This window comes from Chelatococcus daeguensis (genome assembly GCF_001887265.1).
Taxonomy (GTDB): Bacteria; Pseudomonadota; Alphaproteobacteria; order Rhizobiales; family Beijerinckiaceae; genus Chelatococcus_A; species Chelatococcus_A sambhunathii.
The window spans coordinates 2,079,581-2,103,850 of sequence record NZ_CP018095.1 but is presented as its reverse complement, the minus strand read 5'-3'; the positions used below and the strand labels follow the sequence as shown (position 1 = coordinate 2,103,850).

The window sequence follows — 24,270 nt, the reverse complement described above, 5'->3', positions numbered from 1 at the left end:
CCCGCCGCCGCAGCAGCGCCGGTGGTCGTTCCCCGGTGCGCCGGCGCTCCCTCCCTAACATGAGCCGGCCCCACGTGACCAGAAACGGAAAGCGGGAACGGGGCGGAAAGCCGAACGATTCGGTTCTTATCCCGCGCATCTATGGAGAAACTGCGGCGTCGGGCTGAGCCGCAAGGCGGGTCGCAAAGAAGCGGTCGACGGCCTCCACGAGCGCGGCGCTCGATTTGTCGCGCCAGGCGTCGGACACGAGGAGGTCGGCGTCCTTGGCGCTCGACAGGTAGCCGAGTTCGATAAGCGCGGAGGGGATGTCCGGCGCCTTGAGGACGATGAAGCCGGCCGAGCGTAGCGGGTTCTTGTTGAGCGCCACGACGTCGCGCAGGCTGTTCACCACCTTGTTGGCAAAATCGAGCGAGAAGACCCGCGTCTCGCGCTTGGTCAGTTCGGCGAGGATGCCGGCAATCTCGTTCGGATCCTCGACCACGTCGACGCCGGCGATCTGGTCGGCCAGGTTCTCCTTGGCGGCGAGGCGCTCGGCCTCGGCATCGCTGGCGAAGGCCGAGCCGGTGTAGATGGTCGCCCCGCGAACGCGGCTGCTGTCGGACAGCGTGTCGGCATGGATGGAGATGAACAGCGAAGCCCCCGCCTTCTGGGCCATGCGCCAGCGCCCGCCGAGCGAGACAAAGGTGTCGCTCGTGCGCGTCAGCATGACCCTGTAGCGTCCCGTCTCCTCCAACCGCTGCCTGAAACGTTCGGCGAAGGCGAAGACAACGTCTTTCTCGGCCACGCCGTTGACGCCGATCGCGCCGGGGTCGACGCCGCCGTGACCGGGATCGATGACGATCAGTGGCTTGTCGCCCACGGGCGGAACCGGCTGCTGTGCCGTGCTGGCAGGCAGCGGTTCGGGCTCCACCATCGGCTTGAGGGCCGTCTTGCGGTAGCTGGCCCGGTCGGTGCGTGACAGCTCGATGACGAGCAGCGCGCCCTCTCCCAAGGCCCGGCTATCGATGCGCTCGACGAGGGCCGGCTGCGCAAGATCGATGACGATGCGCGAGCGGCCCGGCGCGAAGAGGCCGAAGCGATAGGAGGAGATGACTCCCGCGCCCTTGCGGCCGGCATTGGCCGGCAGTTGGAAATTCACCTCGGGCAGGTCGACGATGACCCGGTCGGGTCGCTCGAGCAGGAAGGCCTTGGCATCGACGGGGCGCGACAGGGTCAGGCTGAGACGGGTCACCGCGCCTTCGGCCCTGACATCGGCAGCCACGGCGACGGCCGCTCCGGGGGGCGTCGCAGGATCCTGCGCGACGGCATCCTGGGGGGCAGAATCCCGGGCAGTGGCCGGGTGCGCGAGGAGCAGGCCGATGGCGGCCAGGCAGACCAAGAAGGGCTGCGCGGCGCGGTGCCTCATGGCCCTGCCCTTCCCGCCTGCCTCGATGCCGATGCGCGCCATTGGGAGCGGCCCCTGTTCCCACCGCCATTCTTCACGAAACCATCCATTAAGAGATAGGAAGGCCTTGGTTAACACTTCTTCACCAGCGCAGCGACGCTCGCATTCCATGCGTGGCCTTCCTGCCACAATCGCGCATGACCCTTGCCAAACAGCCGCATGCGTCTGTAATGAAAAGGCGACTCTGTTTTCGGCGTCGCCGTTGGTCGCCTCTTTCAACCGGGCGGCTGTGCCGCGGCAGTCCCCCCTCCCCATGGGCAGGCGGGCGCGGCCCTGAAGCGGCGTGCCGGAGCGGCGGTTGTCATTCACGTTGCGGTATCGTCCGCAACGCTTTCACGTCGGCCCCGGCTCTTTCCGCGACGCCGGCGTTTCGAGGCTAAGGATCGGAGGACTATGGGCAGCCCGACAGCGATCGCCCGGCTTGCTCCATCGCCGACCGCAGGACGCGGCGCGATGGTCGGGGGATATTCGTACGGCCTGCTCCGGCTCTTCCACACCACTGCATTCCCATCACCCCCTGCGCCCGCATCCAGCGGTGCGCCCGCGACCTGTCGACGGACGCCGCCTGCCGCCTTCCGGCTGGCGGAGCAGACGTTGTTTCGCACGGAATTGCCCAGCGGCATGCGCCGGAGGTCGCCCGTATGAGAGTTCAACATGGCAAACAAGATGCTCATCGACGCCTCCCACCCGGAAGAAACCCGGGTGGTGGTCGTCCGCGGTAACCGCGTCGAAGAGTTCGACTTCGAATCCGCCAATCGCAAGCAGCTTCGCGGCAATATCTATCTCGCCAAAGTCACGCGGGTCGAACCGTCCCTGCAGGCCGCCTTCGTCGAGTACGGCGGCAATCGTCACGGCTTTCTCGCCTTCAGCGAGATCCATCCCGACTATTACCAGATTCCCGTGGCCGATCGGCAGGCCTTGCTCGCCGAGGAGGCTCAGGCCGAGCGCGAAGCCGAAAAGGACGAGGAGCGCGCCGCCCGCCGCCGCCAGGCCAAGCGCTCGCGCAAAGGCGACGACGCGATCGTGAGCGCCGAGCCCGGGGCGGACGACGGCGCAGCCGCCCACGACAGCGAAGGGGCTGAGGCGAACGGCGAGGAAGAGGTGATTGAGCACCTCGGCGGCGCCGACGTCGGCGAGGAGGTGCCGGACCGCCGGCACCGTCCGCTGCGTCGCCAGTACAAGATCCAGGAGGTGATCAAGCGCCGTCAGGTATTGCTCGTTCAGGTGGTCAAGGAAGAGCGCGGCAACAAGGGCGCGGCGCTAACGACCTATCTCTCGCTCGCCGGGCGCTATTCTGTGCTGATGCCCAACACCGCGCGCGGCGGCGGCATCTCGCGCAAGATCACCAACGTCACCGACCGCAAGCGCCTCAAGACCATCGCCCAGGAGCTCGATGTGCCCGAGGGCATGGGCGTCATCCTGCGCACGGCGGGGGCTTCGCGCACCAAGGCGGAGATCAAGCGGGACTTCGAATATCTGCTACGCATGTGGGAGAGCGTGCGCGAGCTGACGCTGAAGTCTACCGCTCCGGCGCTTGTCTATGAGGAAGGCTCGCTCATCAAGCGCGCCATCCGCGATCTCTACAACAAGGACATCGACGAGGTTCAGGTCTCCGGCGATGATGGCTATCGCGAGGCCAAGGACTTCATGCGCATGCTCATGCCGAGCCATGCCAAGGTCGTGAAGCCCTACAGGGATCCGCAGCCGCTTTTCGCCAAGTTCGGTGTCGAGGCGCAGCTCGACGCGATGTTCTCCAACCAGGTCACGCTGAAGTCGGGCGGCTACATCGTCATCAACCCGACGGAAGCGCTCGTCTCCATCGACGTGAACTCGGGCCGCTCGACGCGCGAGCACAACATCGAGGACACGGCGCTCAAGACGAATCTGGAGGCGGCCGAGGAGATATCGCGCCAGTTGCGCCTGCGCGACCTTGCCGGCCTTATCGTCATCGACTTCATCGACATGGAGGAAAAGCGCAACAACCGCGCCGTCGAGAAGAAGCTGAAGGAGTGCCTGAAGAACGACCGGGCTCGCATTCAGGTCGGCCGCATATCGGCCTTCGGCCTGCTCGAGATGTCGCGCCAGCGCATCCGCACGGGCGTGCTGGAAAGTTCCACCGTAGTCTGCCACCACTGCGGCGGCTCGGGCTTCGTCCGCGCCACGGCGTCGGTCGCGTTGCACATCCTGCGCTCCATCGAGGAGGCGCTGCTCAAGAGCGCCGCGCACAACGTCGTCGTCAAGACGCGGACTGAAGTTGCGCTTTACATCCTCAATCAGAAGCGCGTGCATCTGCGCGAGCTCGAAACCCGCTTCGACGTCGGAATCGCCATCTTCGGTGACGATACGCTTTCCGGCACCACGAACTTCACCATCGAGCGCGGCGAGGCCGTCCTGCGCAGCGAAGCGCGCGCGCCTGCGACAGGCATCCGCATCGAGAGCGCGCCGGCCATCGAGGAGGAGGCGGAGGTCGCCGACGAGGACGAGGAGGTGACCGAGGAGGCGCCGCAGCAGGCCCGCGGCCCGCAGGATGGCACCGAGGACGGTAACGGCAAACGCCGCCGCCGCCGCCGTCGCCGTCGCGGTGGACGCGGTGGCGAGGGCCGCGAGGCGGCAGCGCCTGCCGGTGCCGAGCCGGCGACCGCGCTCGAATCTCAGGACGATGAGGAATCGGGTTCTCAGACCGCCGGCACCGAAGATCCCGCGCAGATCGTGGCCGAAGCAGCCGTCGGACTGCCGACCGAGACACCTGCCGAGGAGACGGAGGAGTCTGCGCCGGCCAAGCGACGCCGCACGCGCCGCCCCGCACGGGGCAAGCGCGCGGCCGACGAGGCCGGAAACGCAGCGGAAGCTGCTGTCGAGGCCGAGACAGAGTCTCCGGCCGATGCGGTAGAAGAGCAAGCGGCGGCCGTGCCGCCCGAGCAGCCCCTCCCCGTCGTGGAAGCGGCACCCACTCCGGCGCCGCAGAAGCCGGCCGAGCCGGAGCCGGTGGAGGAGGACGCCAACCGGCCGAAGCGCACGGGCTGGTGGGCCCGCGCCAAGGCCAGCCTCACCGGTGGCTGAGCCCCACGAGCAAGGGTCGGTATCAAGAAGCGGCGGGCCAAGGCCCGCCGCTGCCATCTTGGCTACTGCCTCGCGCCTGTCCGGCAGCGATTGACGATGGCGGTGACACGCCCCCGGGTGTCTGCCGACGCGTCCGCGAGATCGATACGCTCTTGCCGGATCGCCGCGTCGGCACAGGTGCAATAGCGCTTGCACGCGGCCGCTGCGACACCGGTCTGCTCGCAGCTCGCGCGGCACTGGGGGACGAAGCCTGCCGCCACGGAGGGCTGGCGGGTGATGCCGAGTGCGTGGGCGGCAAGGAACATGAGGCCGAACAGCACGGGCTGGTGAACGAGATAGAAGGCCAGGCTGTGCCGGCCTGTCCAGGCAATGAGACGTCCGGCAAGGCCCGGCGTCCGGCTGGTCTGCAGCCATGCCGTCAGATTTCGGTCGACCGCAAGGCGGCCGGCGGCCATGCCGAGCAGGACCGGCCCGAACCACGGGAAGAGCGGCACGTAGTCGTTCGACACCGGTACCTGCGTGCCGAGGCCGACGAAGGCGAGCGCCGGCAGGTCGAACAGCGGCGATGCGACGAGCCCCGGAGCCGCCACGACGGCGATTCCGGCGGCCGCAGCGACGGCCGGCGGCAGCCGCAGGAACGGCAGGGCAAGCAGGCTCGAGAGGGCGATGCAATGCAGGATGCCGAAGAAGATGTAGCTCTGCGGAAAGGCGAAGAAGGTCACGATGGTGATCGCGGCCGCCGCCGCGACGATCACCGCGAGCCGCCGCAGGAAGGCCTGCCAGCGAATCCTGCTTCCATGGGCGAGCACGAGGCTGAAGCCGACGAGCAGGAGGAACGAGGCGGCGATGGCCCGGGCAAAGAGCCGCCAGCCTGGATCGTTGACGACGTCGACGCTCGTGAGACCGAGATGGCTCGCGTCCCATGCGCCGTGATAGACCGCCATGGCGAGGAGCGCGATGCCCCGCGCCAGGTCGATGCCAAGAAGCCGGCCGTGGCCATGGATGCCGGCGTTGCCCGGGGAGGCCTCGTCCTCCAAGGTCGCGGACAGGGACGACCCGTCTCGGGCGGACGTCATGCATTCACCTCCGGCTGCTTCGCGCATCTGCCGCGCGGGTTTCCTCGCTCATAGCCCCTTTTGCCCTCAGCGAGAATGGGCCGACCGGTGAATGCCGCGGACGAACCTTTCTGCTAAATCGTTTGAAACGGACTTGCGGCCGTCTGCGCTTCGCGTCAAAAGCAAGGGCAAGACCGGTGAGCCATGGAGCCAGCAATGAGCGACATCCATATCGAGCGAATGAAGGCCTGCGGCGTCATCCCGGTCGTCTCGGTGCCGGATGCGGCCGCCGCCGTGTCGCTGGCCCGCGCCCTCCTCGACGGCGGCATCGACGTGATCGAGCTCACGCTGCGCACCGAGGCCGGCCTCGCCGCCATCGAGGCGGTGGCCCGGGAATGCCCGCAGATGTTCGTCATTGCCGGCACGGTCGTGCAGCCGGCCCAGTTCGCTCAGGTGCGCGATGCCGGCGCCAAGGCCGTCGTCAGCCCCGGGTTCAGCGAGACGCTGGACGATGCGGCCAAGGCTGCTGGCCTGCCCTGGCTGCCCGGCGTCGCCACGGCCTCGGAAGTGATGCGCGCGGGCGAGCGCGGCCGCACGGCCCTGAAGTTCTTTCCGGCCGAGCAGGCCGGCGGCATCGCCATGATCAAGGCGCTCGCGGGCCCCTTTCCCAAGGTCGTCTTCTGCCCGACGGGCGGCGTCAACACGGCCAATCTCGGCGACTACCTCTCCCAGAAGATGGTGATGTGCGTCGGCGGGACATGGCTGACGCCGCCAGCGGCGGTCTCGGCCGGCGACTGGGCCGCGATCCGCGACGAGGCCGCCAAGGCCCGCAGGAGGGTCGACGAACTGCGTGCAGCCTGAGCCGGTTGCGGCTGCCCTCGCCGACTGCTTCAATGAGCCCGCGTGCGTGAATGCGGCCGTGGGCGATGACTGCATCTGATCCTGCAAATCTCGACGAGGATCTCGAGGTTCTGGCCGAATGGCTGGCCTCGGCGGAGGTCGTCGCGCCCTTCACCGGCGCGGGGATCTCGACGGAGAGCGGTGTGCCCGATTTTCGCTCGCCGGGCAGTCCCTGGCTCGCGAACCGGCCCATTGCCTTCGATGCCTTCCTGGCGAGTGCGGAGGCACGGCGGGAGGCATGGCGGCGGAAGTTCGCCATGGACGATCTCTATGCGGGTGCGACTCCCGGTCGTGGGCATCATTTCCTTGCTGGTCTCGTCGCCGCTGGCAAGGCGCCGGCCATCATCACCCAGAACATCGACGGCCTGCAGCAGGCCGCCGGCGTGCCGGAGGAGCGGGTGATCGAACTTCACGGCAACGGAACCTATGCAGCCTGCCTCGACTGTGCCGAGAGGCAGGAACTGGCGGATATCCGCTCGGTCTTCGAAGCGAGCGGGCTGCCGCCCGCCTGCCCGCATTGCGGCGGCATGGTCAAATCCGCCACCATCTCCTTCGGTCAGGCCTTGCCGCAGCAGGCGCTGCAGCGGGCCCAGGCGCTGGCGCGCACGAGCGATCTATTCATCGCCATCGGCTCGTCGCTGTTGGTCCATCCGGCGGCGGGTCTGCCGGTGCTGGCGAAGCGGCATGGGGCTCGCCTCGTCATCATCAACCGTGAGGCAACACCGCTCGACGACATTGCCGACCTTGTTTTCAACGGCGAGATCGGCGCAATCTGCATGCGACTCGTCGAACTGTCCGGCGACGCCGGGCGGAGCATTAATTATTCATGAATTCTGACTTTGCGCTGCGTCTGTGAGTGTTATCCTTGTCTGGGGAATCGTTCTCTACGATTCGGCTGGTGGTTTCATGTCCGACGAATTTTCTTCAAATGGTTTCGGCCCCAAGGTCGGCGCAGCCGTTGAAGCGCGCCTGACGGGCAGTGCTGATCTGGAAACGGTGGCCGAGCCGCTCGTCGAGCTCGCTGGTCACATCAAGTGGTTTGATGTCGCCAAGGGCTTCGGCTTCATCGTGCCCGACAACGGGCTGCCGGATGTGCTGGTGCACGTCACATGCCTGAAGCGGGAGGGCTACGAGACCGCGAGCGAAGGTGCACGCGTGGTCTGCGAGGTGGCGCGCCGCGCACGTGGCCTGCAGGCGGTGCGCATCATCTCGCTCGACGAATCGACGGCGCTGCATCCGAGCGAACTGCCGCCGCCGCGCACGCACGTCACTGTCGTGCCGACGAGCGCGCTCGAAGCCGTCACCGTGAAGTGGTTTAACCGGCTACGCGGCTTCGGCTTCGTCACGCGCGGGGAAGGCACCCCGGACATCTTCATTCATATGGAAACCCTGCGGCGCTTCGGCATCACCGAGGTGAAGCCCGGCCAGCAGCTGCTCGTGCGCTTCGGCAACGGGCCGAAGGGCCTCATGGCGGCAGAAGTGCGCCCGGCGGACGGGGGCCATGCGCCTGCCACCCATTGAGGCCGGTGCTGCCGAGAGCCCGTGGCGGCGCCTTCGGCTCGGCCTGGCCGCTGTCGTTTGGCTCGCCTCGGCCACGGCCGCGTTGGCGCAATCCCTCGAGAACCTGACGATCCGGACGGCGAGCGGCAGCCACGCCTTCGCCGTCGAGGTTGTGCGCACGCCGGAGGAGCGGGCCATCGGCCTCATGAACCGCCGGTTCCTGCCGGCTGATCGCGGCATGCTCTTCGACTTCGGCGAGACAGCCCCGGTCTCGATGTGGATGAAGAACACCTATATCTCGCTCGACATGCTGTTTATCCGGGCCGACGGCACCATTGCGCGAATCGCCCAGCGCACCGAACCGCTGTCGACCCGCATCGTGCCGTCCGGTGAGCCCGTCCTGTCGGTGCTGGAGCTCAATGCCGGCACGGCGGCGCGTATCGGTGCAAGGCCCGGGGATAAAGTGGAACACCCGCTGTTCTCCGGCCGGTAGGACGCGGCAGCGACGAGGACGGGCGGTTCCGCGCCCGGTGAACGCATGTACCTCGGCATCGACATCGGCACATCGGCTGTGAAGGCCGTTCTGGTCGGCGAGAACGAAGCGCTCCTCGCCGAGGCGGAGGAGGCGCTCGCCATCGCGCGTCCGCACCCGCTCTGGGCCGAGCAGGACCCGCAGGACTGGTGGCAGGCGACGGTAACGGTTCTGGGCCGGCTGCGGTGCGCCGCACCCCGCGCCTTCGCGGCTGTCCGCGGCCTCGGCCTATCCGGCCAGATGCATGGGGCGGTACTGCTCGATGCGGCCGGCGATGTGCTGCGCCCGGCCATCCTCTGGAACGACGGTCGCGCCCATGCGGAATGCGCCGCGCTGGCCCGCCGCCTGCCGACGCTTGGCCACGTCGCCGGAGTGCCAGCCATGCCCGGTTTCACGGCGCCGAAGCTTCTGTGGCTGGCAACGAACGAACCCGAGACCTTCCGCAGGGTGGCCAGGATCCTTTTGCCCAAGGACTATGTTCGGTTTCGGCTCACGGGCGAGGCGGTCACCGACATGTCGGACGCGGCCGGCACGCTGTGGCTCGACGAAGCCCGGCGCGACTGGTCCGACGACATTCTTGCGGCGACCGGCCTCACGCGGGCGCACATGCCGCGCCTCGTCGAAGGCACGGCCTTGGCCGGCAGCCTGCAGGCCACTATGGCGCAGGCACTCGGCCTGCCCGCCGGCCTGCCGGTTGCCGGAGGCGCGGGCGATGCTGCAGCGGGAGGCATTGGCATTGGCGCCGTCAATGACGGCGATGCCTTCCTCTCGCTCGGCACCTCGGGGCAGTATTTCGTCACCACCGGCAGCTTCCGGCCTTATCCGGAGGCCTATGTGCATGCCTTCTGCCACGCCCTGCCCGGCCGCTGGTTCCAGATGGCGGCGCTGCTCAACGGCGCGAGCGCGCTCGGCTGGGCGGCGAAGATCCTCGGAGCCGACGATATCGGCGCTCTCCTTGCCCGCACCGAAGCCGCCTTTTCGGGCCGCCCTGCCCGCCCCCTGTTCCTGCCCTATCTCACGGGCGAGCGCACGCCGCACAACGATCCGCATGCCCGCGGCGTGTTCTTCGGCCTCGCGCCGGACGTGACGCGCGAAGAAATGGTCCAGGCGTTGCTCGAAGGCGTCGCCTTCTCCTTCGCCGAGGCGCAGGAATGCCTTGCCCATGCCGGGACGCACGCAGCCTCCGTCGCCGCGATCGGTGGCGGCTCGCGCAGCCGGTTCTGGATGCGCCTGATGGCGAGCGCGCTCGAGCGTCCCATCACGCTCTACAGCGGTGGCGCGAAGGGCCCGGCCTTCGGCGCCGCCAGGCTCGCCCGGATCGCGACGACAGGCGAAGATCCGGCCGCCGTTTGCCGGACACCGGCGGTGGCTGAGATGATCGAGCCGGACCGGAATCTCGCAGCGGCCTATCGGCCGGCCTTCGCGCGTTTCAAGCGACTCTATCAGGCGCTCAAGAGCGAATTCAGAACGGATTAAATGAGATTTATCAGCGCATCGAGCGGTCGAATTAAACCATCTTCTCTGCGGCCGGCTATGTGCGGCGAAGGGCGCTGATCTCCTCCATCAGCTCGATCTGCAGTGTCTGCAGTTCGGTCAGCCGCTGCCATTGCCGGGTGAGAAGGTGGTCGATTTTCTCGTGCAGGTGGCGAATCTCGAGCTCGGCCTTGAGATTGATGAGATAGTCGTTGCGGGACCGCAGCCGGTCCTTCGCCTCCTGCCGCTTCTGGCTCATCATGATGATCGGCGCCTGCACGGCGGCAAGGCACGACAGCACCAGGTTGAGCAGGATGAAGGGATAAGGATCGAAGGCTTCCCCGCCGGCCGAGCGCGCGTTGATGGTGATCCAGCCGGCGAGCATGATGCCGAAGACGATGATGAAGGTCCAGCTGCCGCCGAAGCGTGCGAGATTGTCGGCCATACGCTCGCCAAACGTGCGCTGGCCGCTGTATTCATGCTCGATATTGGCGGCAAGCGTCGTCTCGCTCGTCATGCTTTCGGCGACGCGCCGGTCGAGATCCGAAAGCTCCCCCCGCTCCTGCCGGAGCAGGTCCTCGACATAGCCGGCGCGATGGCGCGCAAGGTCCAGCCGATCGATGGTACCAGTCTCGGCAAGCTGCGGCTGCTCGCGCAGCACGCGCTGCAGCAACTGGGGGCTGACGACGTCGAGCGGCACGGCGTCGGCCTTCTTCGCCGCCCGCTGTTCTCGCCGCAGCCCCTGCCCACGCATGCGGTCGTTGCGCCCGGCCATGCTGCACCTCCACGGGAGCCATTCGCCGTCACACTATCCGTGCGCAGCCTGTCCCCTCAAGCCGGGAAGACGGTTGCCCCCTTGTCGGCTGTGCCGACCAGGTGACGGAAGCCGGCGAAAAGCTCCCGCCCGACCCCGACGTGCGAGGCCGACAGATCCGCCTCCACCGGAGCGCGAGCTGCAAACTCCGTCGCATCGACCAGAACATCGAGGCGACCGCTGAGGGCATCTACACGAATGATATCACCGTCGCGGATCCTTGCGATGGCGCCGCCGTCAGCGGCTTCGGGCGTGACATGGATCGCAGCCGGCACCTTGCCCGAAGCGCCCGACATGCGCCCGTCGGTGACGAGGGCGACCCGCTGGCCGCGGTCTTGCAGCACGGTGAGGGGCGGCGTCAGCTTGTGCAACTCCGGCATGCCATTCGCCTTCGGCCCCTGGTAACGCACCACGGCGACGAAGTCGCCCGTCAGCACCCCCGCCCTGAAGGCGGCTTGCAGTTCCTCCTGGCTGTGGAAGACCCGAGCCGGAGCCTCGACCACGTGGCGCTCGGGCGCCACCGCAGAGGTCTTGATCACGGCCCGGCCGAGCGGGCCATCCAGCACCCTGAGCCCGCCCGTGGGCTGGAAAGGCTCCCCGACGCCGCGCAGGATGTCGGTGTTGCCGCTCTCGCTCGCCGCTTCGCGCCAGGCGATGCCGCCGTTCTCGTCGAGGCCGGGCTCCACAAGATAACCGTCGAGCCCCGTGCCCCAGACGGTGGTGACGTCCCGGTGCAGCAGACCGCCGCCGAGGAGCTCGCGAATGAGGAAGCCCATGCCGCCGGCGGCGTGGAAATGGTTCACGTCCGCCTTGCCGTTCGGATAGACGCGCGCCAGCAGCGGCGTCACCTCGGCGAGATCGGCGAAGTCGTCCCAGGTGAGCGTGATGCCGGCGGCCGCCGCCATGGCGACAAGATGCAGGGTGTGGTTGGTCGAGCCGCCCGTCGCGTGCAGGCCGACCACGCCATTGACCACGGCCTTCTCGTCGATGATGCGCCCGACCGGCGTGTATTCGTTGCCGAGCGCCGTGATGGCGATGGCGCGCCTGGCGGCCGCCTGCGTCAAGGCATCGCGCAGGCTGGTGTTCGGGTTGACGAAGGACGCGCCGGGCAGGTGCAGGCCCATGATCTCCATGAGCATCTGGTTGGAATTGGCCGTGCCGTAGAAGGTGCAGGTGCCGGGCCCGTGATAGGACTTCATCTCGGATTCGAGCAGCGCGTCGCGCCCCACCTTGCCCTCGGCGTAGAGCTGGCGGGTCTTGGCCTTCTCGTCGTTGGAGAGGCCCGAGGTCATCGGCCCCGCCGGCACGAAGACGGCCGGCAGATGGCCGAAGGACAAGGCGCCGATGACGAGTCCGGGCACGATCTTGTCGCAGACGCCGAGGAAGACGGCGGCGTCGAACATCTGGTGCGACAGGGCGACCGCGGTCGACAGCGCGATGACGTCGCGCGAGAACAGCGACAGCTCCATGCCGGCCTCGCCCTGGGTGACGCCGTCGCACATGGCCGGCACGCCGCCGGCGACCTGGGCAGTGCCGCCCGCCTCGCGCACGGCGGCGCGGATGAGCTCGGGGAAGCGCTCGAACGGCTGGTGCGCCGAGAGCATGTCGTTGTAGGCGGTGACAATCCCGAGATTCGGCGCGTCCGAACCGGCGAGCCGCTCCTTGTCTTGCGGTCCGCAGGCGGCAAAGCCGTGCGCGAGATTGGCACAGCCGAGATGGCCGCGCCGCGGTTTGGCCTCGGCCGCGGCGGCGATGCGTTCGAGATAGCGCGTGCGCGCGTCGCGGCTGCGCCTTGCGATGCGTTCGGTGACTTCACCGATGCGCGCTTGAACGGTCATGGCAATCTCCGTTGATCCGCTTGCGCTACAGCGCGCCGTCTTCGTACCAGGTGCGGCCGTCGCGCTCGATGAGGGCGATCGACGCGGAGGGGCCCCACGTGCCCGCCGTGTAGGACTTGGGGGCGTCGCGCGTCTCCTGCCAGGTCTCGATGATGGGGTCGATCCAGGTCCAGGCCGCCTCCACCTCGTCGCGGCGCATGAACAGCGTCTGGTTGCCGCGCACAACGTCGAGGATGAGGCGCTCGTAGGCGTCCGGATTGCGCACGCCGAAGGCCTCGGCGAAGCTCATGTCGAGCGGCAGGTGCTGCAGGCGCATGCCGCCGGGGCCGGGATCCTTGATCATCAGCCACAGCTTCACGCCTTCGTCCGGCTGCAGCCGGATGACCAGGCGGTTGGGTGTGATCGGCCCGGCGCCGGCATCGAAGACCGAATGGGGAATGGCGCGGAAGGTGACGACGATCTCCGATACGCGCGTGGCGAGCCTCTTGCCCGTTCGCAGGTAGAACGGCACGCCGGCCCAGCGCCAGTTGGCGATCTCGGCCTTCAGGGCGACGAAGGTCTCCGTGTTGCTGACATGGGCGCCGAGCTCCTCGAGATAGCCCGGCACCGCGCCGCCGGCCGACGCGCCGGCGCGGTACTGGCCGCGCACCGTGAGCTGACCGGCATTGTGCGGGCCGATCGGCACCAGCGCCTTGAGAACCTTGAGCTTCTCGTCGCGGACGGGATCGGCCGCGATCGAGGTCGGCGTCTCCATTGCGACGAGGCAGAGCAACTGCAGGATGTGGTTCTGCACCATGTCGCGCATGGCACCGGCGGTGTCGTAATAGCCCGCCCGCCCCTCGACGCCGAGGGATTCGGCCACCGTGATCTGCACATGGTCGATGTGCGCAGCGTTCCACAACGGCTCGAACAGCGCATTGGCGAAGCGCAGCGCCATCAGGTTCTGGACCGTTTCTTTTCCGAGATAATGATCGATGCGGTAGATGCTCTCCTCGGGGAAGACGCGGCCGATGGCCTCGTTCAGCCGCCGCGCCGAGGCAAGGTCCTTGCCGAGCGGCTTCTCGACCACGACACGGGAGCGCCCGTCGACGAGGCCGTGCGCGCCGATGCGCTCGCAGATCGGGCCGAACAGATCGGGCGAGGTCGCGAGATAGAAGACGCGTACGAAATGCTCCTCGGCCTCGGCGGCGCGAGCAAGGGCGTCCCAGCCCTCCTTGCCGCCGGCATCTGCCGCGACATAGCTTAACCGGGCAAGGAACCGCTCAAGCGCCACGGGTTCGATATCGCGCGCCGCGACGTGTTCCTCGATCGCCTTCTTCGCCAGCGCACGAAACGCGTCCTCGCTCAGGCTGCGGCGCGAGGTGCCGACGATCCGTGCCTCGTCCGGCAGCTGCCCGGCCTGGTCGCGGTGGTAGAGCGCCGGCAGCAGCTTGCGCTGGGAGAGATCGCCCGTTGCCCCGAAGACCACGAGCACGAACGGAGAAACAGGAATAACACGGCTCGTCATGCCATTGTTCTTTCGTGCAAAATTGCCTCCACGTCCTGCTGCGAGGGCAAATCGGCGCCGCGTCGGCTGCAGGTGATCGAGGCGGCGCTCACGGCATAGTGCAGCGCTTGCGTGACGGTCTCGTGGTCGATCGTCGCGATCGCCTGCCGGTCGAGCTTGCCGCGTCCGGCGAGGAAGGCAAGAAGCGCGGCATGGAAGGTGTCGCCCGCGCCGACGGCATCGACGAGCCGAATCGGCCGCGCCGGCACGTCGAGAACGGTGCCGTTGGCGAGATAGGCGCTGGCGCCTTTCTCGCCCCGCGTCACCGCGACGAGCTTCACCCCTGCCGCGAGCCAGGACGCTGCCATCTCGTCGACATTGACCCCCTCACCATAAGCAGTGGCGATGTCCTCGACGCTCGCCTTGACGATGGTCGCATGGGTGACGAGCCGTGCGAAGCGCTCCCGCCAGACGCCCATGTCGCTGATGAGGTCCGGCCTCAGGTTGGGATCGATGCTGACGACGCGGCGCGCGCCCTCGCGCGCCAGAAGCGTCTCGATGGTCGCACCCACCGGCTCCACGCCGAGGCTGTAGGAGCCGACGGCGATGGCGGAAAAACCGCTGCAGTCCGGCAGCGCGTCGGCCGGCAGGTCGCGGTCCGCCGCCTCCTCCCCATAGAAGCGGTAATGCACACTGCCGTCTTGGGTCGCGGTCGCCACCGACAAGGTCGTCGGCCGGTCACTGCGCCGCACGTGGGCGACATCGATGCCGTTGCGCACCAGCGTGGCGACAAGTTCCTCGCCAAGTGGATCACGGGCGATAGCGCCGCAGAAGGCGGCCGGGCAGCCGAGGCGCGCAAGGCCGACCGCGACGTTGAAGGGCGAGCCACCGACGACGGCTTCGGCATCGAGCCCCCCCGCACCGCGCGCCTTGATGAAGAGATCGACGAGCGCCTCGCCGCAAACGAGAATCATGACTCTGGCATGCCTCTTGTTGTGCGGGCGCCGGCTATCGGCGCCCGCCTCCGGGTGAGACGGCTCAGCTGCGCGGCGCCGACCAGCCCTTGTAGTCCTTCACGTTGTCGCGCGTGACGAGCGTCGAGGGCATGAGCACCATCGGCTGCTCCGGCTTCTTGCCGTTCATGATGCCGTAGCCAACCTCGACCGCCTGCTGCGCCATGGCATATGGATCCTGGCTGGCGGAGGCCTCGACCATCGTGTTGCCCTTGAGGGCGGCCTCGATGTCGGGCGCGCCGTCCACGGACGTGATGACGATGCCCGTGCGGTTCAACTGCTTGGCGGCGAGATCCGTGCCGATCGCTTGCGGGTCGTTGATGGCGAAGACGGCATCGATCTTCGGGAAGCGCGTGAGATGCCCCTGCATGACATTGAGGCCGCCCTCGCGTGAGCCCTTGCCGTCCTGATCCGAGGACAGCACCTTGATGCCCGGTGCCTTCTCGAACACCGCCTTGCAGCCGTTGACACGGTCGATGACGGCCGAAACTTGCGGGCCGTTCTGGATGATGACGTCGCCCTTGCCGCCGAGCTTGTCGACGATGTATTGGCAGGCGATCTCGCCGGCTTGGACATTGTTGGTCTGCACTGTCGCATCCGCGCCGGATGCTGCGACGTCCACCGCCATCACGACGATGCCGGCTGCCTGCGCCTTCTTCACCGCCGGCTCGATGGCCTTGGGATCGACCGCATTGAGGAGGATGAGGTCGACGCCCGAGGCGATGAAATTGTCGATCTGGGTGAACTGCTTGTTGAGGTCGTAGTCGGCCGAAACCGCGGTGACGCGCACGGCCGGGTTGATCTCCTTGGCCTTGGCTTCGGCGCCCTTGGCCAGCGTGACGAAGAACGGGTTACCGAGCGAGCCGAGCGTGATGCCGACCGCCTTGAGGTCCTTGGCGCTGGCGACGGAGGTCGCGAGCGCGAGAGCGGCACCGGCAAGCAGAACGCGTTTCAGCATGATATTTCCCTCCCTGGTCCTGTCGTTGAGCGTCCGTGGCGCCGGACCAGAACGGCGCCGATCGTGAGCCGGACGGCCTGTCAGGTGCGGGCGCTGCCCTGCAGGCGGAAGCGGTCGAGCGCCACGGCACCGATGATGACGAGGCCCTTGATGATGAACTGCCAGATGTCGGACACGCCGAGCAGGATGAGGCCGTTCGACAGCACGGCGATGATCAGCGCGCCGATGAGCGTGCCCCAGATGGAGCCGATGCCGCCGACGAAGCTCGTGCCGCCGAGGATGACCGCCGCGATGGCATCGAGCTCGTACGACTGGCCGAGCTGCAGACCGTTGGCGGCATAGAGCCGCGCCGCCGACATGGCTCCGCCAAGGCCGGCGAGGAGGCCGGAGACGGCATAGACGAAGAGCAGCACGGCCCAGACCTTGATGCCGGACAGGCGCGCCGCATCGGCGTTGCCGCCGACGGCATAGATGTGAACGCCGAGCACGGTGCGCCGCAGGATGAACCAGGAGGCGAGGATCACCGCGATGGCGATGACCGCGAGCCACGGGATCGAGAGGACGCCCGGAATGATGACGAGCGAGCCGTTGCCGATGAAGGCGAAGGGCAGTTCCGGGTTGAACACCGTCGTATCGTTGCCGAGGAGGCGCGCAACACCGCGTACGGCCGTGAGCGAGCCGAGCGTGACGATGAAGGGCGGCAGCCGCACGAAGGCGATGAGCGCGCCGTTGAGGAGGCCGAAGAAGAGGCCGGTGGCCATGGCGGCCGGCACGCCGAGGACACCGAAGTCCTGCGAGGCGATGACGGCGACCATCGCCGAGGCAGCGAGTATCGAGCCGACGGACAGGTCGATGCCGCCTGTCAGGATGACGAAGGTCATGCCCGCGGCGAGCACCGTGTTGATTGCCGCTTGCTGGGCGACAATGGACAGGTTCTGCGCCGTCAGGAAGCGCCCCTCCCCGGTGACGTAGAGGGTGAGCACGTGAATGAGGATGCACAGGATGACGAGCACCGGCAGCATGCCGACGGTGCGCAACAACCCTTGCAACATGATGCGCCGATGTGTGGCGAGCGCGGCTTCTTCGGCTGCGGACATGGGGACGTTCCCTCTCGTCTGGTCGCTCATTCCGCCGCCATGAGCGAGCGGTCAACACCGGTTGCGAGCGCGATGATGTTTTCCTGGGTGATGGCGTAGCCGGTCTCCCCGCCGACCTCGCCCGCGATCTCGCCCTCACGCATGACGAGGACACGGTCGGCGATGCCGACAATCTCGGGCAGTTCCGAGGAGATGACGAGGATGCCGACGCCGGTTTTCGCCAGCTGGTCGATGATGCGGTAGATTTCGGACTTGGCGCCGATGTCGACGCCCCGCGTCGGTTCGTCGAGGATGAGTACCTTGGGCTCCGTCTCGAGGAGGCGCGAGAGCAGCACCTTCTGCTGGTTGCCGCCCGAGAGCGAGCCGACCGTCACGTCTGGGCTCGCGACACGGATGGTGAGCGACTTGATGGCCCTCGCCGCACGCCACCTGCCCTTGCCGCGGTTGAGGATGCCCGCCCTGGCGTCGCGGCCGATGACCCCGAGGTTCAGGTTCTCGGCCACCGTCATGTCGAGAAAGACGCCCTGGGCCTTGCGGTCCTCCGTCAGATAGACAAGCCCGGCGTCGATGGCATCCTGCGGCCGGCGGATATCGGCCGGCTTGCCGGCGATGACGATCTCCCCGCTCGTGCGCGTGTCGGCGCCATAGACGAGACGAGCCAATTCCGTCCGCCCCGCACCGACCAGGCCGGCAAGGCCGAGCACCTCGCCGGCATGGAGCGTGAAGGAACAGCCCCTGACGCGCGCACCATCGCCCACGTTGCGCACCTCGAGCACGGGCGCGTTGCGCACGCCCGGCACGTGGTCCTTCTTGTAGAAGGACGACAGGTCGCGTCCCACCATCATGCGCACGATGGTCTCCGGCCGGATCTCGTCGCGGCCGAGCGTGCCGACATAGGTGCCGTCACGCAGCACCGAGACCCGGTCCGACAATTCGTAGACCTCGGCCATGCGGTGCGAGATGTAGATGATGGCGAGCCCCTCGGCCCTCAGCTGGCGCACGAGCGCGAACAGCCGGTCCGTCTCGCGCGAGGACAGCGCCGTGGTCGGCTCGTCCATGACGAGGATGCGCGACCTGGCGTGCACCGCGCGAGCGATCTCGACGAGCTGGCGCTCGGCGATCGAGAGGTCCGCGACCAGCGTGCGCGGGCCGAAGGTGGCGCCGAGGCGCTTGAGGATCTCGCCGCAGCCCTCGGCCATCGCCTGGCGGTCGATCATGCCGCGGCGGCCAATCTCCATGCCGAGATGGATGTTCTCGGCCACCGTCAGGTTGGGGGCGAGCGCCAGCTCCTGGTAGATGATGGCGATGCCGCAGGCCTTCGCGGCGAGCGGGCCGTCGATCACCACGGGCTTGCCATCGATGCGGATCTCGCCTCCCGGATCAGCCTGATAGGCGCCGGACAGCACCTTCATGAGTGTCGACTTGCCGGCGCCGTTCTCGCCCATCAGCGCGTGAATCTCGCCCGGATAGATCGTCAGCTGGACGTCGTTGAGCGCCTTGACTCCCGGGAAGGTCTTGGAGATGCCGCGCATTTCGAGAATGGGCTCAGGCGAATACATGCTCGCTCCCTCCCTTGACGCTGACGGCTGCCTCGCCGGTCAGGATGCCCGTCCGCGGGCTGAAATGGACGAAGAGTGGCAGGCTCGCCGCACCGAGCGCGCCGGCATAGGGGCCGAAGTGCCCGGCCCGCACGACGGGCGGCGTGCGCGCCTCGGCGACACCTGCCACAAGCGCTTTCTCCAGCCGCGCGATCAGCCGGTCGATCCAGACCCGGTCGAGGTCGCTGTCGACGGCGACGAGCGAGATGTCGAGCAGGGCACGCATGGCGAGCAGCGGCCCGGCCAGCGCATCGGCGCAGTCGTCCATCCACTCCTCGACCGCCTTGGGATGACCGTTCATCGCGCCCGGCAGGTCGCCAAGGCCGGTGACATGCGCGCCGCGATGGCGCAGGTGACGGATGAGCGCATTGAGCGAGGCCCGCGTCAGGAGAATATCCGTATGCGGGCCTTGGGGTGCCGACGGCAGCCGGCTCGGCCCGGCGGGCATCACCGCGACGTCGGCGGCGTTTCCGGTTTCGCCGCGCAGATAGTCGCCGCCCATGGCGAGGCCGCCGCCGATGCAGGGCCCGATGAAAAGATAAAGGAAGTTGTCGGCCTCGTGGCCGAGGCCGTGGAACAATTCGGCGATGGCCGCCGCAGCGCCGTCGTTCTCCTCTACAGTAGCGAGGCCCGTGGCCCGGGCGAGGTCGCCGGCGAAATCCGTTTCGTCCCACTCGTGCAGCGAGGGCACCTCGACGAGGTCGAGTTGCTGCAACCAACTGCCGAGATTGTAGGGGCGGCCGATGCCGATGCCGGTGATGCGCTCGCGCATCTCCGGCGTGCAGAAGGCGCGCAACTGCTCCACGTCGCGCTGGACGATGTCGAGCGCCACGGCAGGCGACGGCAAGTCGATGTCGTGCGTGTACTGGGCGAGGAGATGGCCGCCGAGGTCGACGAGCACCGTCTCGATGCGGCTGCGGTCGAGCCGCACACCGATGCCGTAGGCTCCTGCCCTGTTGAGGCGCATAATCGTCGCCGGCTGGCCGCGCTGTCCACGGTGGCGCTTGCCCACGGTCTCCACGAGCCCGAGGGCGTCCAACTCGTCGACGATCTGGCCGACAGCCGTGCTGGTGAGGTCCGCGGCGCGGGCAAGGTCAGCCTTGGACGCCTCGCCGAGACGGCGCAGGCAGCGCAAGACGAGACGCTGGTTGTACTGCCGGATCTGCAGGGAATTCGTCCCCTGCCCGGCCCGCATGGCACGCATGGCCCGTCCCTGTCGTTCCCCGGCCGCTTTGGCGACCTTTTTATAAATCACGTTGACTTATTAAGGAGCGTTCCGCCGCCGCTGTCAAGTTTGCCGTGCAAAGATGGAGAGCCTCGGGGCGGAATGACCGCACAGACGATAAAATCTATATATATGACAATGGATTGCCGTGATATCTTTGCGCCCATGCCCAGTTGGTCATGGTCGGGCTTGTCCGGCCATCCACGCTTTTAACCCTGCTCTTCTCAAGACGTGGATGCCCGCGACAGGCGCGGGCATGACGGCGACCGGTTTTCTGCGGCTGCGAAAATCACGCCGCCTTGCGCTGTTCGGCGATGCGCACGAGGTCGCGCAGCACGCGGGCCGTGCCTTTCAGGCGCGCCTCGGCGCTGTCCATGTCCTGGATGAAGACGATGCGCATGTCCGGCCGCACCTTGGCGAGCGTGCCCTCGCCGGCGACATAGGCGATGAGGCCTTCCGGATTGGCGAAGGAATTGTCACGGAAGGCGACGATGAGACCCTTCGGCCCGGCCTCGACCTTCTCGACATTGGCGCGCCGGCACAGGGCCTTGATGGCGACGAGCTTGAGGAGCTGGTCCACCTCTTCCGGCAGCGGGCCGAAGCGGTCGATGAGCTCGGCGCCGAAGGCGTCGATCTCGTCGTCGCGCTCCAGCGTCGACAGGCGCTTGTAGAGGCCGAGGCGCAGCTGCAGGTCGGGCACGTAGCCCTCCGGGATCATCACCGGCGTGCCGATGGTGATCGACGGCGACCACTGCTCTTCGGCCTCCTCGTCCGTGACGCCGGCCTTGAGCTGGGCCACCGCCTCCTCCAGCATCTGCTGGTAGAGCTCGTAGCCGACCTCCTTGATGTGGCCGGACTGCTCCTCGCCGAGGAGGTTGCCCGCGCCGCGGATGTCGAGGTCGTGGCTGGCAAGCTGGAAGCCGGCCCCGAGCGTGTCGAGCGACTGCAGCACCTTGAGCCGGCGCTCGGCCGTGGCCGTCAGCGAGCGGTTGGCCGGCACGGTGAAGAGCGCATAGGCCCGCGTCTTCGAGCGGCCAACGCGTCCGCGCAGCTGGTAGAGCTGGGCAAGGCCGAACATGTCCGCCCGATGCACGATGAGCGTGTTGGCGCGGGGGATGTCGAGGCCCGATTCGACGATGGTCGTCGACAGGAGGATGTCGAACTTGCCCTCGTAGAAGGCCGTCATGGCGTCTTCGAGCTGGCCGGCCGGCATCTGCCCGTGGGCGACGACGACGCGCGCCTCCGGCACCTCGGCGTCGAGGAAGGCCTTCACCTCGGCGAGGTCCTCGATGCGCGGGCAGACGTAGAAGGCCTGGCCGCCGCGGTAGCGCTCGCGCAGCAGCGCCTCTCGGATGACGAGCGGATCGAAGGGCGTGATGAAGGTGCGCACGGCGAGGCGATCGACCGGCGGCGTCGCGATGAGCGACAGTTCACGCACGCCGGTGAGTGCGAGTTGCAGCGTGCGCGGAATGGGCGTCGCCGACAGAGTCAGCACGTGCACCTCGGCGCGCAGCTCCTTCAGTCGCTCCTTGTGGGCGACGCCGAAGTGCTGCTCCTCGTCGACGACGATGAGGCCGAGGTCCTTGAAGCGGATGGCCTTGCCGAGCAGGGCATGGGTGCCGACGACGATGTCGACGGTGCCGTCCGCGAGCCCCTCCTTCACCTTCTTCATCTCGCCGGTGGTGACGAAGCGCGACGCCTGGGCGATACGGACCGGCAGCCCCTGGAAGCGGTCGGCGAAGGCCTTGTAGTGCTGGCGCGCCAGCAGCGTCGTCGGCACGACGACCGCCACTTGGCGGCCCGACAGGGCAACCGCGAAGGCCGCGCGCAGCGCCACCTCGGTCTTGCCGAAGCCGACATCGCCGCAGATGAGCCGGTCCATGGGCCGCCCGGCGGCGAGGTCGTCGAGCACCGCGTCGATGGCGTTCTGCTGGTCCTCCGTCTCGTCGTAGGGAAAGCGCGCCGAGAATTCGTCGTAGAGCCCTTCCGGCGGCTGAATGCGCGGCGCCTCCTTGAGCGCCCGCGCGGCCGCGATCTTGATCAGCGCCCCGGCCATCTCGCGGATGCGCTGCTTGAGCTTGGCCTTGCGCGCCTGCCAGGCGACGCCGCCCAGCTTGTCGAGCACCGCCTCCGTGTCTTCCGAGCCGTAGCGCGACAGGAGCTCGATGTTCTCCACCGGCAGGAACAGCTTGTCGCCGCCGGCATAGTGCAGCTCGAGGCAGTCGTGCGGCGCTCCGGCGGCGTCGATGGTCTTCAGCCCGACGAAACGGCCGATGCCGTGGTTGACGTGCACCACGAGATCGCCGGCCGTGAGGCTCGACACCTCGGCGATGAAGTCCTGCGCACGCTTGGCCTTGCGCTTGGCGCGCACGAGACGGTCGCCGAGGATGTCCTGCTCGCCGACGATGGCGAGGTCATCGGTCTCGAAGCCGTGCTCCAGTCCCCAGACGGCGAGCGCCGCCTCGTTGCGGGCGAGCGCCGAGACATGGGCGAGACGCGAAATCGGCTTCGCCTGCGTCAGGCCATGGTCGGCAAGCACATGGCCGAGACGCTCGCGCGAACCCTCCGACCAGGCAGCGAGCACCACATGCTTGCCCGCCTTCTGCAACTCGCGCACGTGGCGCACGGCGACGTCGAAGACGTTCGCCGTCTCGTCCGCCCGCTCGGCGGCGAAGCTGCGCCCCTGCCGGCCACCGATATCGACCACGAGCCGTCCGCTCGTCTCCGGCTGGGCGAAGGGTGTCAGGCGGACAATCGATTCGTTTTCAATTCGTTGTGCCCATTCGCTTACACCAAGGTAGAGCGCATCCGGCGGCAGCGGCTTGTAGGGCGCACCACCGACGACCGGCTGGTCGAGGGCCGCCTTGCGGGCATCGTAGTAATCGGCGATCTGCGCGAGACGCTCGCCCGCCGCGTCGTCGGCGAGCGCGTCGAAGACGAAGGGCACGCCCGGCAGATAGGTGAACAGCGTGTCGAGATGGTCGTGGAACAGCGGCAGCCAGTGTTCGACACCGGGATGGCGGCGCCCCTCGCTCACCGCTTCGTAGAGCGTATCGTCCCGCGTCGCCGTGCCGAAGGCCGCCACATAGCCCTGGCGGAAGCGGCGCATCGTCTCGGTGGTGAGCTGCAGTTCGCTCATCGGCACGAGGTCGAGCGCGCGCAGCTGGTGCGTCGTGCGCTGCGTCTCGGGATCGAAGGCCCGGATCGATTCGAGCGTGTCGCCGAAGAAATCGAGGCGCAGCGGCTCCGGCATGCCAGGGGCATAGAGGTCGACGATGCCGCCGCGCACCGCATATTCGCCCGTGTCACGCACGGTGCCGGTGCGCAGGAAGCCATTGACCTCGAGCCAGCTGACCAGCGCCTCCATGTCCATGACATTGCCGGGCGCGGCCGAGAGCGTCTCGGTGGCGATGCGGGCGATGGGCGGCACGCGCTGCAGGATGGCGTTGACGGTCGTGAGGAGGATGCGCGGCTTGTCCTCTCCGGCCCGCGTGCGGGCGAGCCGGGCGAGCGTCGTCATGCGTCGCGCGGTTACGGCGGCGTTGGGCGACACCCGATCATACGGCTGGCAGTCCCAGGCGGGAAAGGAAAGGACGTCGATCTCCGGCGCGACGAAGGACAGCGCCGCTTCCATAGCGGCCATGCGCTGACCGTCTCGGGCCACGTGCACGAGCGTCGCCGCCCTTTCCTCGCCTTTGGCGAGGGCGCGTGCGAGGTCGGCCGCGACTATGGCGTCGAGCCCGCCGGGCACGCTCGCGACGGTGAGGCTTTCGGCCCGCTTCAGGGCCTCGATGGCGCGTTTCAGCTGCATGGCAACCTTGATGATGGATGTCTCTGCCGACTGTCCGAAGCAGTCGGAACGCCGCGAGTTCTCAAGCCTTATGATCGCGCGGGTGCGCCGTCTGCGTGGAAGTTCCGCATGCGGCGGAAGAGCGGCGTGTCGTAGGCGGCCGGTACCGGTTCGCTGCCGCTGATCCAGGAGAAGAGGTCCTTGTCGACGAGTTCGATCAGCCGCTCGAACTCGGCGATCTCCTCTTCATCCAGCTGCGCCAAGTGAGCATCGGCGAAGCGACCCATGATCAGGTCCATCTCGCGCATGCCGCGATGCCAGGCGCGGTAGAGGATGCGCCGCCGGCGCATGGCGAGGTCGCTGTCGTCCGGCTGATTGTCGTTCACGGTTTGTCTCCTTCGCGGCCGAACACGCGAGAGTCGTCGCGCCAGGCTCGGGCGGGTATATAGCGCCCGACAGGATGTCTGTCAGCCCGCCCGCGATTTCC

The 24,270-nt window shown here is 67.8% G+C and carries 18 protein-coding genes; 6 read left to right on the top strand and 12 right to left on the bottom strand.

Features of this window, described 5'->3' with window-relative positions; translation table 11 throughout:
- Positions 1-139: 139 nt before the first annotated feature.
- Positions 140-1,753 (bottom strand): N-acetylmuramoyl-L-alanine amidase, encoded by a 1,614-nt coding sequence (locus BOQ54_RS09965; protein ID WP_245316190.1) that lies wholly within the window; start codon positions 1,751-1,753, stop codon positions 140-142.
- Between the two features lie 345 nt (positions 1,754-2,098).
- On the opposite strand from BOQ54_RS09965, the gene BOQ54_RS09960 reads away from it, so the two are divergent.
- A complete protein-coding gene (locus BOQ54_RS09960; protein ID WP_071923815.1) occupies positions 2,099-4,504 on the top strand; it encodes an Rne/Rng family ribonuclease in 2,406 nt (801 codons plus the stop codon).
- Positions 4,505-4,566: 62 nt separating this feature from the next.
- Here the strand turns inward: BOQ54_RS09960 and BOQ54_RS09955 are convergent, their stop codons facing one another.
- The gene (locus tag BOQ54_RS09955; protein ID WP_082464729.1) at positions 4,567-5,580 is read right to left on the bottom strand and encodes a heparan-alpha-glucosaminide N-acetyltransferase; all 1,014 of its coding nucleotides are present in this window, start codon (positions 5,578-5,580) and stop codon (positions 4,567-4,569) included.
- A gap of 195 nt (positions 5,581-5,775) precedes the next feature.
- On the opposite strand from BOQ54_RS09955, the gene eda reads away from it, so the two are divergent.
- From eda to xylB, 5 genes are all read left to right on the top strand, one after another.
- On the top strand, positions 5,776-6,420 hold the full coding sequence (gene eda, locus BOQ54_RS09950; RefSeq protein ID WP_055458215.1) for a bifunctional 4-hydroxy-2-oxoglutarate aldolase/2-dehydro-3-deoxy-phosphogluconate aldolase: 645 nt from the start codon (positions 5,776-5,778) through the stop codon (positions 6,418-6,420).
- A 65-nt stretch (positions 6,421-6,485) separates the two neighbouring features.
- The gene (locus BOQ54_RS09945) at positions 6,486-7,289 is read left to right on the top strand and encodes an SIR2 family NAD-dependent protein deacylase (RefSeq protein WP_071923814.1); all 804 of its coding nucleotides are present in this window, start codon (positions 6,486-6,488) and stop codon (positions 7,287-7,289) included.
- A gap of 76 nt (positions 7,290-7,365) precedes the next feature.
- Positions 7,366-7,980 (top strand): cold-shock protein, encoded by a 615-nt coding sequence (locus BOQ54_RS09940; protein ID WP_071923813.1) that lies wholly within the window; start codon positions 7,366-7,368, stop codon positions 7,978-7,980.
- On the top strand, positions 7,961-8,452 hold the full coding sequence (locus BOQ54_RS09935; protein ID WP_071923812.1) for a DUF192 domain-containing protein: 492 nt from the start codon (positions 7,961-7,963) through the stop codon (positions 8,450-8,452). Before BOQ54_RS09940 ends, BOQ54_RS09935 begins: the two co-directional genes overlap by 20 nt.
- 45 nt (positions 8,453-8,497) lie before the next feature.
- Positions 8,498-9,967, top strand: a complete 1,470-nt coding sequence (gene xylB / locus BOQ54_RS09930) for a xylulokinase (protein ID WP_055458219.1) — start codon at positions 8,498-8,500, stop codon at positions 9,965-9,967.
- A 55-nt stretch (positions 9,968-10,022) separates the two neighbouring features.
- Here xylB and BOQ54_RS09925 read toward each other — a convergent pair whose 3' ends face one another.
- The 10 genes from BOQ54_RS09925 to BOQ54_RS09880 form a co-directional block, all read right to left on the bottom strand.
- Positions 10,023-10,739, bottom strand: coding sequence for a DUF1003 domain-containing protein (locus BOQ54_RS09925; RefSeq protein WP_245280469.1), 717 nt, complete (start codon positions 10,737-10,739; stop codon positions 10,023-10,025).
- Positions 10,740-10,795: 56 nt separating this feature from the next.
- Positions 10,796-12,616 (bottom strand): phosphogluconate dehydratase, encoded by a 1,821-nt coding sequence (gene edd, locus BOQ54_RS09920; protein WP_055458220.1) that lies wholly within the window; start codon positions 12,614-12,616, stop codon positions 10,796-10,798.
- A gap of 25 nt (positions 12,617-12,641) precedes the next feature.
- Positions 12,642-14,123 carry a glucose-6-phosphate dehydrogenase gene (gene zwf / locus BOQ54_RS09915; RefSeq protein WP_055458221.1) on the bottom strand — a complete coding sequence of 494 codons (1,482 nt, stop codon included), beginning with the start codon at positions 14,121-14,123 and terminating at the stop codon, positions 12,642-12,644.
- Positions 14,120-15,076 carry a carbohydrate kinase family protein gene (locus BOQ54_RS09910; protein ID WP_071923811.1) on the bottom strand — a complete coding sequence of 319 codons (957 nt, stop codon included), beginning with the start codon at positions 15,074-15,076 and terminating at the stop codon, positions 14,120-14,122. The genes zwf and BOQ54_RS09910 overlap by 4 nt, the downstream gene beginning before the upstream one ends.
- A 64-nt stretch (positions 15,077-15,140) precedes the next feature.
- Complete coding sequence (locus tag BOQ54_RS09905) at positions 15,141-16,073, bottom strand: ABC transporter substrate-binding protein (protein WP_055458223.1); 933 nt, start codon at positions 16,071-16,073, stop codon at positions 15,141-15,143.
- An 80-nt stretch (positions 16,074-16,153) separates the two neighbouring features.
- Positions 16,154-17,125 carry an ABC transporter permease subunit gene (locus BOQ54_RS09900; RefSeq protein ID WP_425349095.1) on the bottom strand — a complete coding sequence of 324 codons (972 nt, stop codon included), beginning with the start codon at positions 17,123-17,125 and terminating at the stop codon, positions 16,154-16,156.
- Between the two features lie 71 nt (positions 17,126-17,196).
- Positions 17,197-18,729 (bottom strand): sugar ABC transporter ATP-binding protein, encoded by a 1,533-nt coding sequence (locus tag BOQ54_RS09895; RefSeq protein WP_071923810.1) that lies wholly within the window; start codon positions 18,727-18,729, stop codon positions 17,197-17,199.
- Positions 18,716-19,972: an ROK family protein gene (locus tag BOQ54_RS09890; RefSeq protein WP_055458226.1), complete on the bottom strand. Its 1,257-nt coding sequence runs from the start codon at positions 19,970-19,972 to the stop codon at positions 18,716-18,718. Before BOQ54_RS09890 ends, BOQ54_RS09895 begins: the two co-directional genes overlap by 14 nt.
- A 310-nt stretch (positions 19,973-20,282) precedes the next feature.
- The gene (gene mfd, locus BOQ54_RS09885) at positions 20,283-23,804 is read right to left on the bottom strand and encodes a transcription-repair coupling factor (RefSeq protein WP_245316188.1); all 3,522 of its coding nucleotides are present in this window, start codon (positions 23,802-23,804) and stop codon (positions 20,283-20,285) included.
- A gap of 68 nt (positions 23,805-23,872) precedes the next feature.
- On the bottom strand, positions 23,873-24,169 hold the full coding sequence (locus BOQ54_RS09880; RefSeq protein WP_425349086.1) for a succinate dehydrogenase assembly factor 2: 297 nt from the start codon (positions 24,167-24,169) through the stop codon (positions 23,873-23,875).
- Between the last annotated feature and the right edge of the window lie 101 nt (positions 24,170-24,270).

Bases quoted from the DNA above. Each gene is read 5' to 3' on its own strand.
- BOQ54_RS09925 (WP_245280469.1), bottom strand. From the start codon at position 10,739: ATGGCCGGGCGCAACGACCGCATGCGTGGGCAGGGGCTGCGGCGAGAA.
- zwf (WP_055458221.1), bottom strand. From the start codon at position 14,123: ATGACGAGCCGTGTTATTCCTGTTTCTCCGTTCGTGCTCGTGGTCTTC.
- xylB (WP_055458219.1), top strand. From the start codon at position 8,498: ATGTACCTCGGCATCGACATCGGCACATCGGCTGTGAAGGCCGTTCTG.
- BOQ54_RS09945 (WP_071923814.1), top strand. From the start codon at position 6,486: ATGACTGCATCTGATCCTGCAAATCTCGACGAGGATCTCGAGGTTCTG.
- edd (WP_055458220.1), bottom strand. From the start codon at position 12,616: ATGACCGTTCAAGCGCGCATCGGTGAAGTCACCGAACGCATCGCAAGG.
- BOQ54_RS09890 (WP_055458226.1), bottom strand. From the start codon at position 19,972: ATGCGTGCCATGCGGGCCGGGCAGGGGACGAATTCCCTGCAGATCCGG.
- mfd (WP_245316188.1), bottom strand. From the start codon at position 23,804: ATGCAGCTGAAACGCGCCATCGAGGCCCTGAAGCGGGCCGAAAGCCTC.
- BOQ54_RS09960 (WP_071923815.1), top strand. From the start codon at position 2,099: ATGGCAAACAAGATGCTCATCGACGCCTCCCACCCGGAAGAAACCCGG.
- eda (WP_055458215.1), top strand. From the start codon at position 5,776: ATGAGCGACATCCATATCGAGCGAATGAAGGCCTGCGGCGTCATCCCG.
- BOQ54_RS09900 (WP_425349095.1), bottom strand. From the start codon at position 17,125: ATGTTGCAAGGGTTGTTGCGCACCGTCGGCATGCTGCCGGTGCTCGTC.
- BOQ54_RS09910 (WP_071923811.1), bottom strand. From the start codon at position 15,076: ATGATTCTCGTTTGCGGCGAGGCGCTCGTCGATCTCTTCATCAAGGCG.
- BOQ54_RS09935 (WP_071923812.1), top strand. From the start codon at position 7,961: ATGCGCCTGCCACCCATTGAGGCCGGTGCTGCCGAGAGCCCGTGGCGG.
- BOQ54_RS09955 (WP_082464729.1), bottom strand. From the start codon at position 5,580: ATGACGTCCGCCCGAGACGGGTCGTCCCTGTCCGCGACCTTGGAGGAC.
- BOQ54_RS09940 (WP_071923813.1), top strand. From the start codon at position 7,366: ATGTCCGACGAATTTTCTTCAAATGGTTTCGGCCCCAAGGTCGGCGCA.
- BOQ54_RS09895 (WP_071923810.1), bottom strand. From the start codon at position 18,729: ATGTATTCGCCTGAGCCCATTCTCGAAATGCGCGGCATCTCCAAGACC.
- BOQ54_RS09905 (WP_055458223.1), bottom strand. From the start codon at position 16,073: ATGCTGAAACGCGTTCTGCTTGCCGGTGCCGCTCTCGCGCTCGCGACC.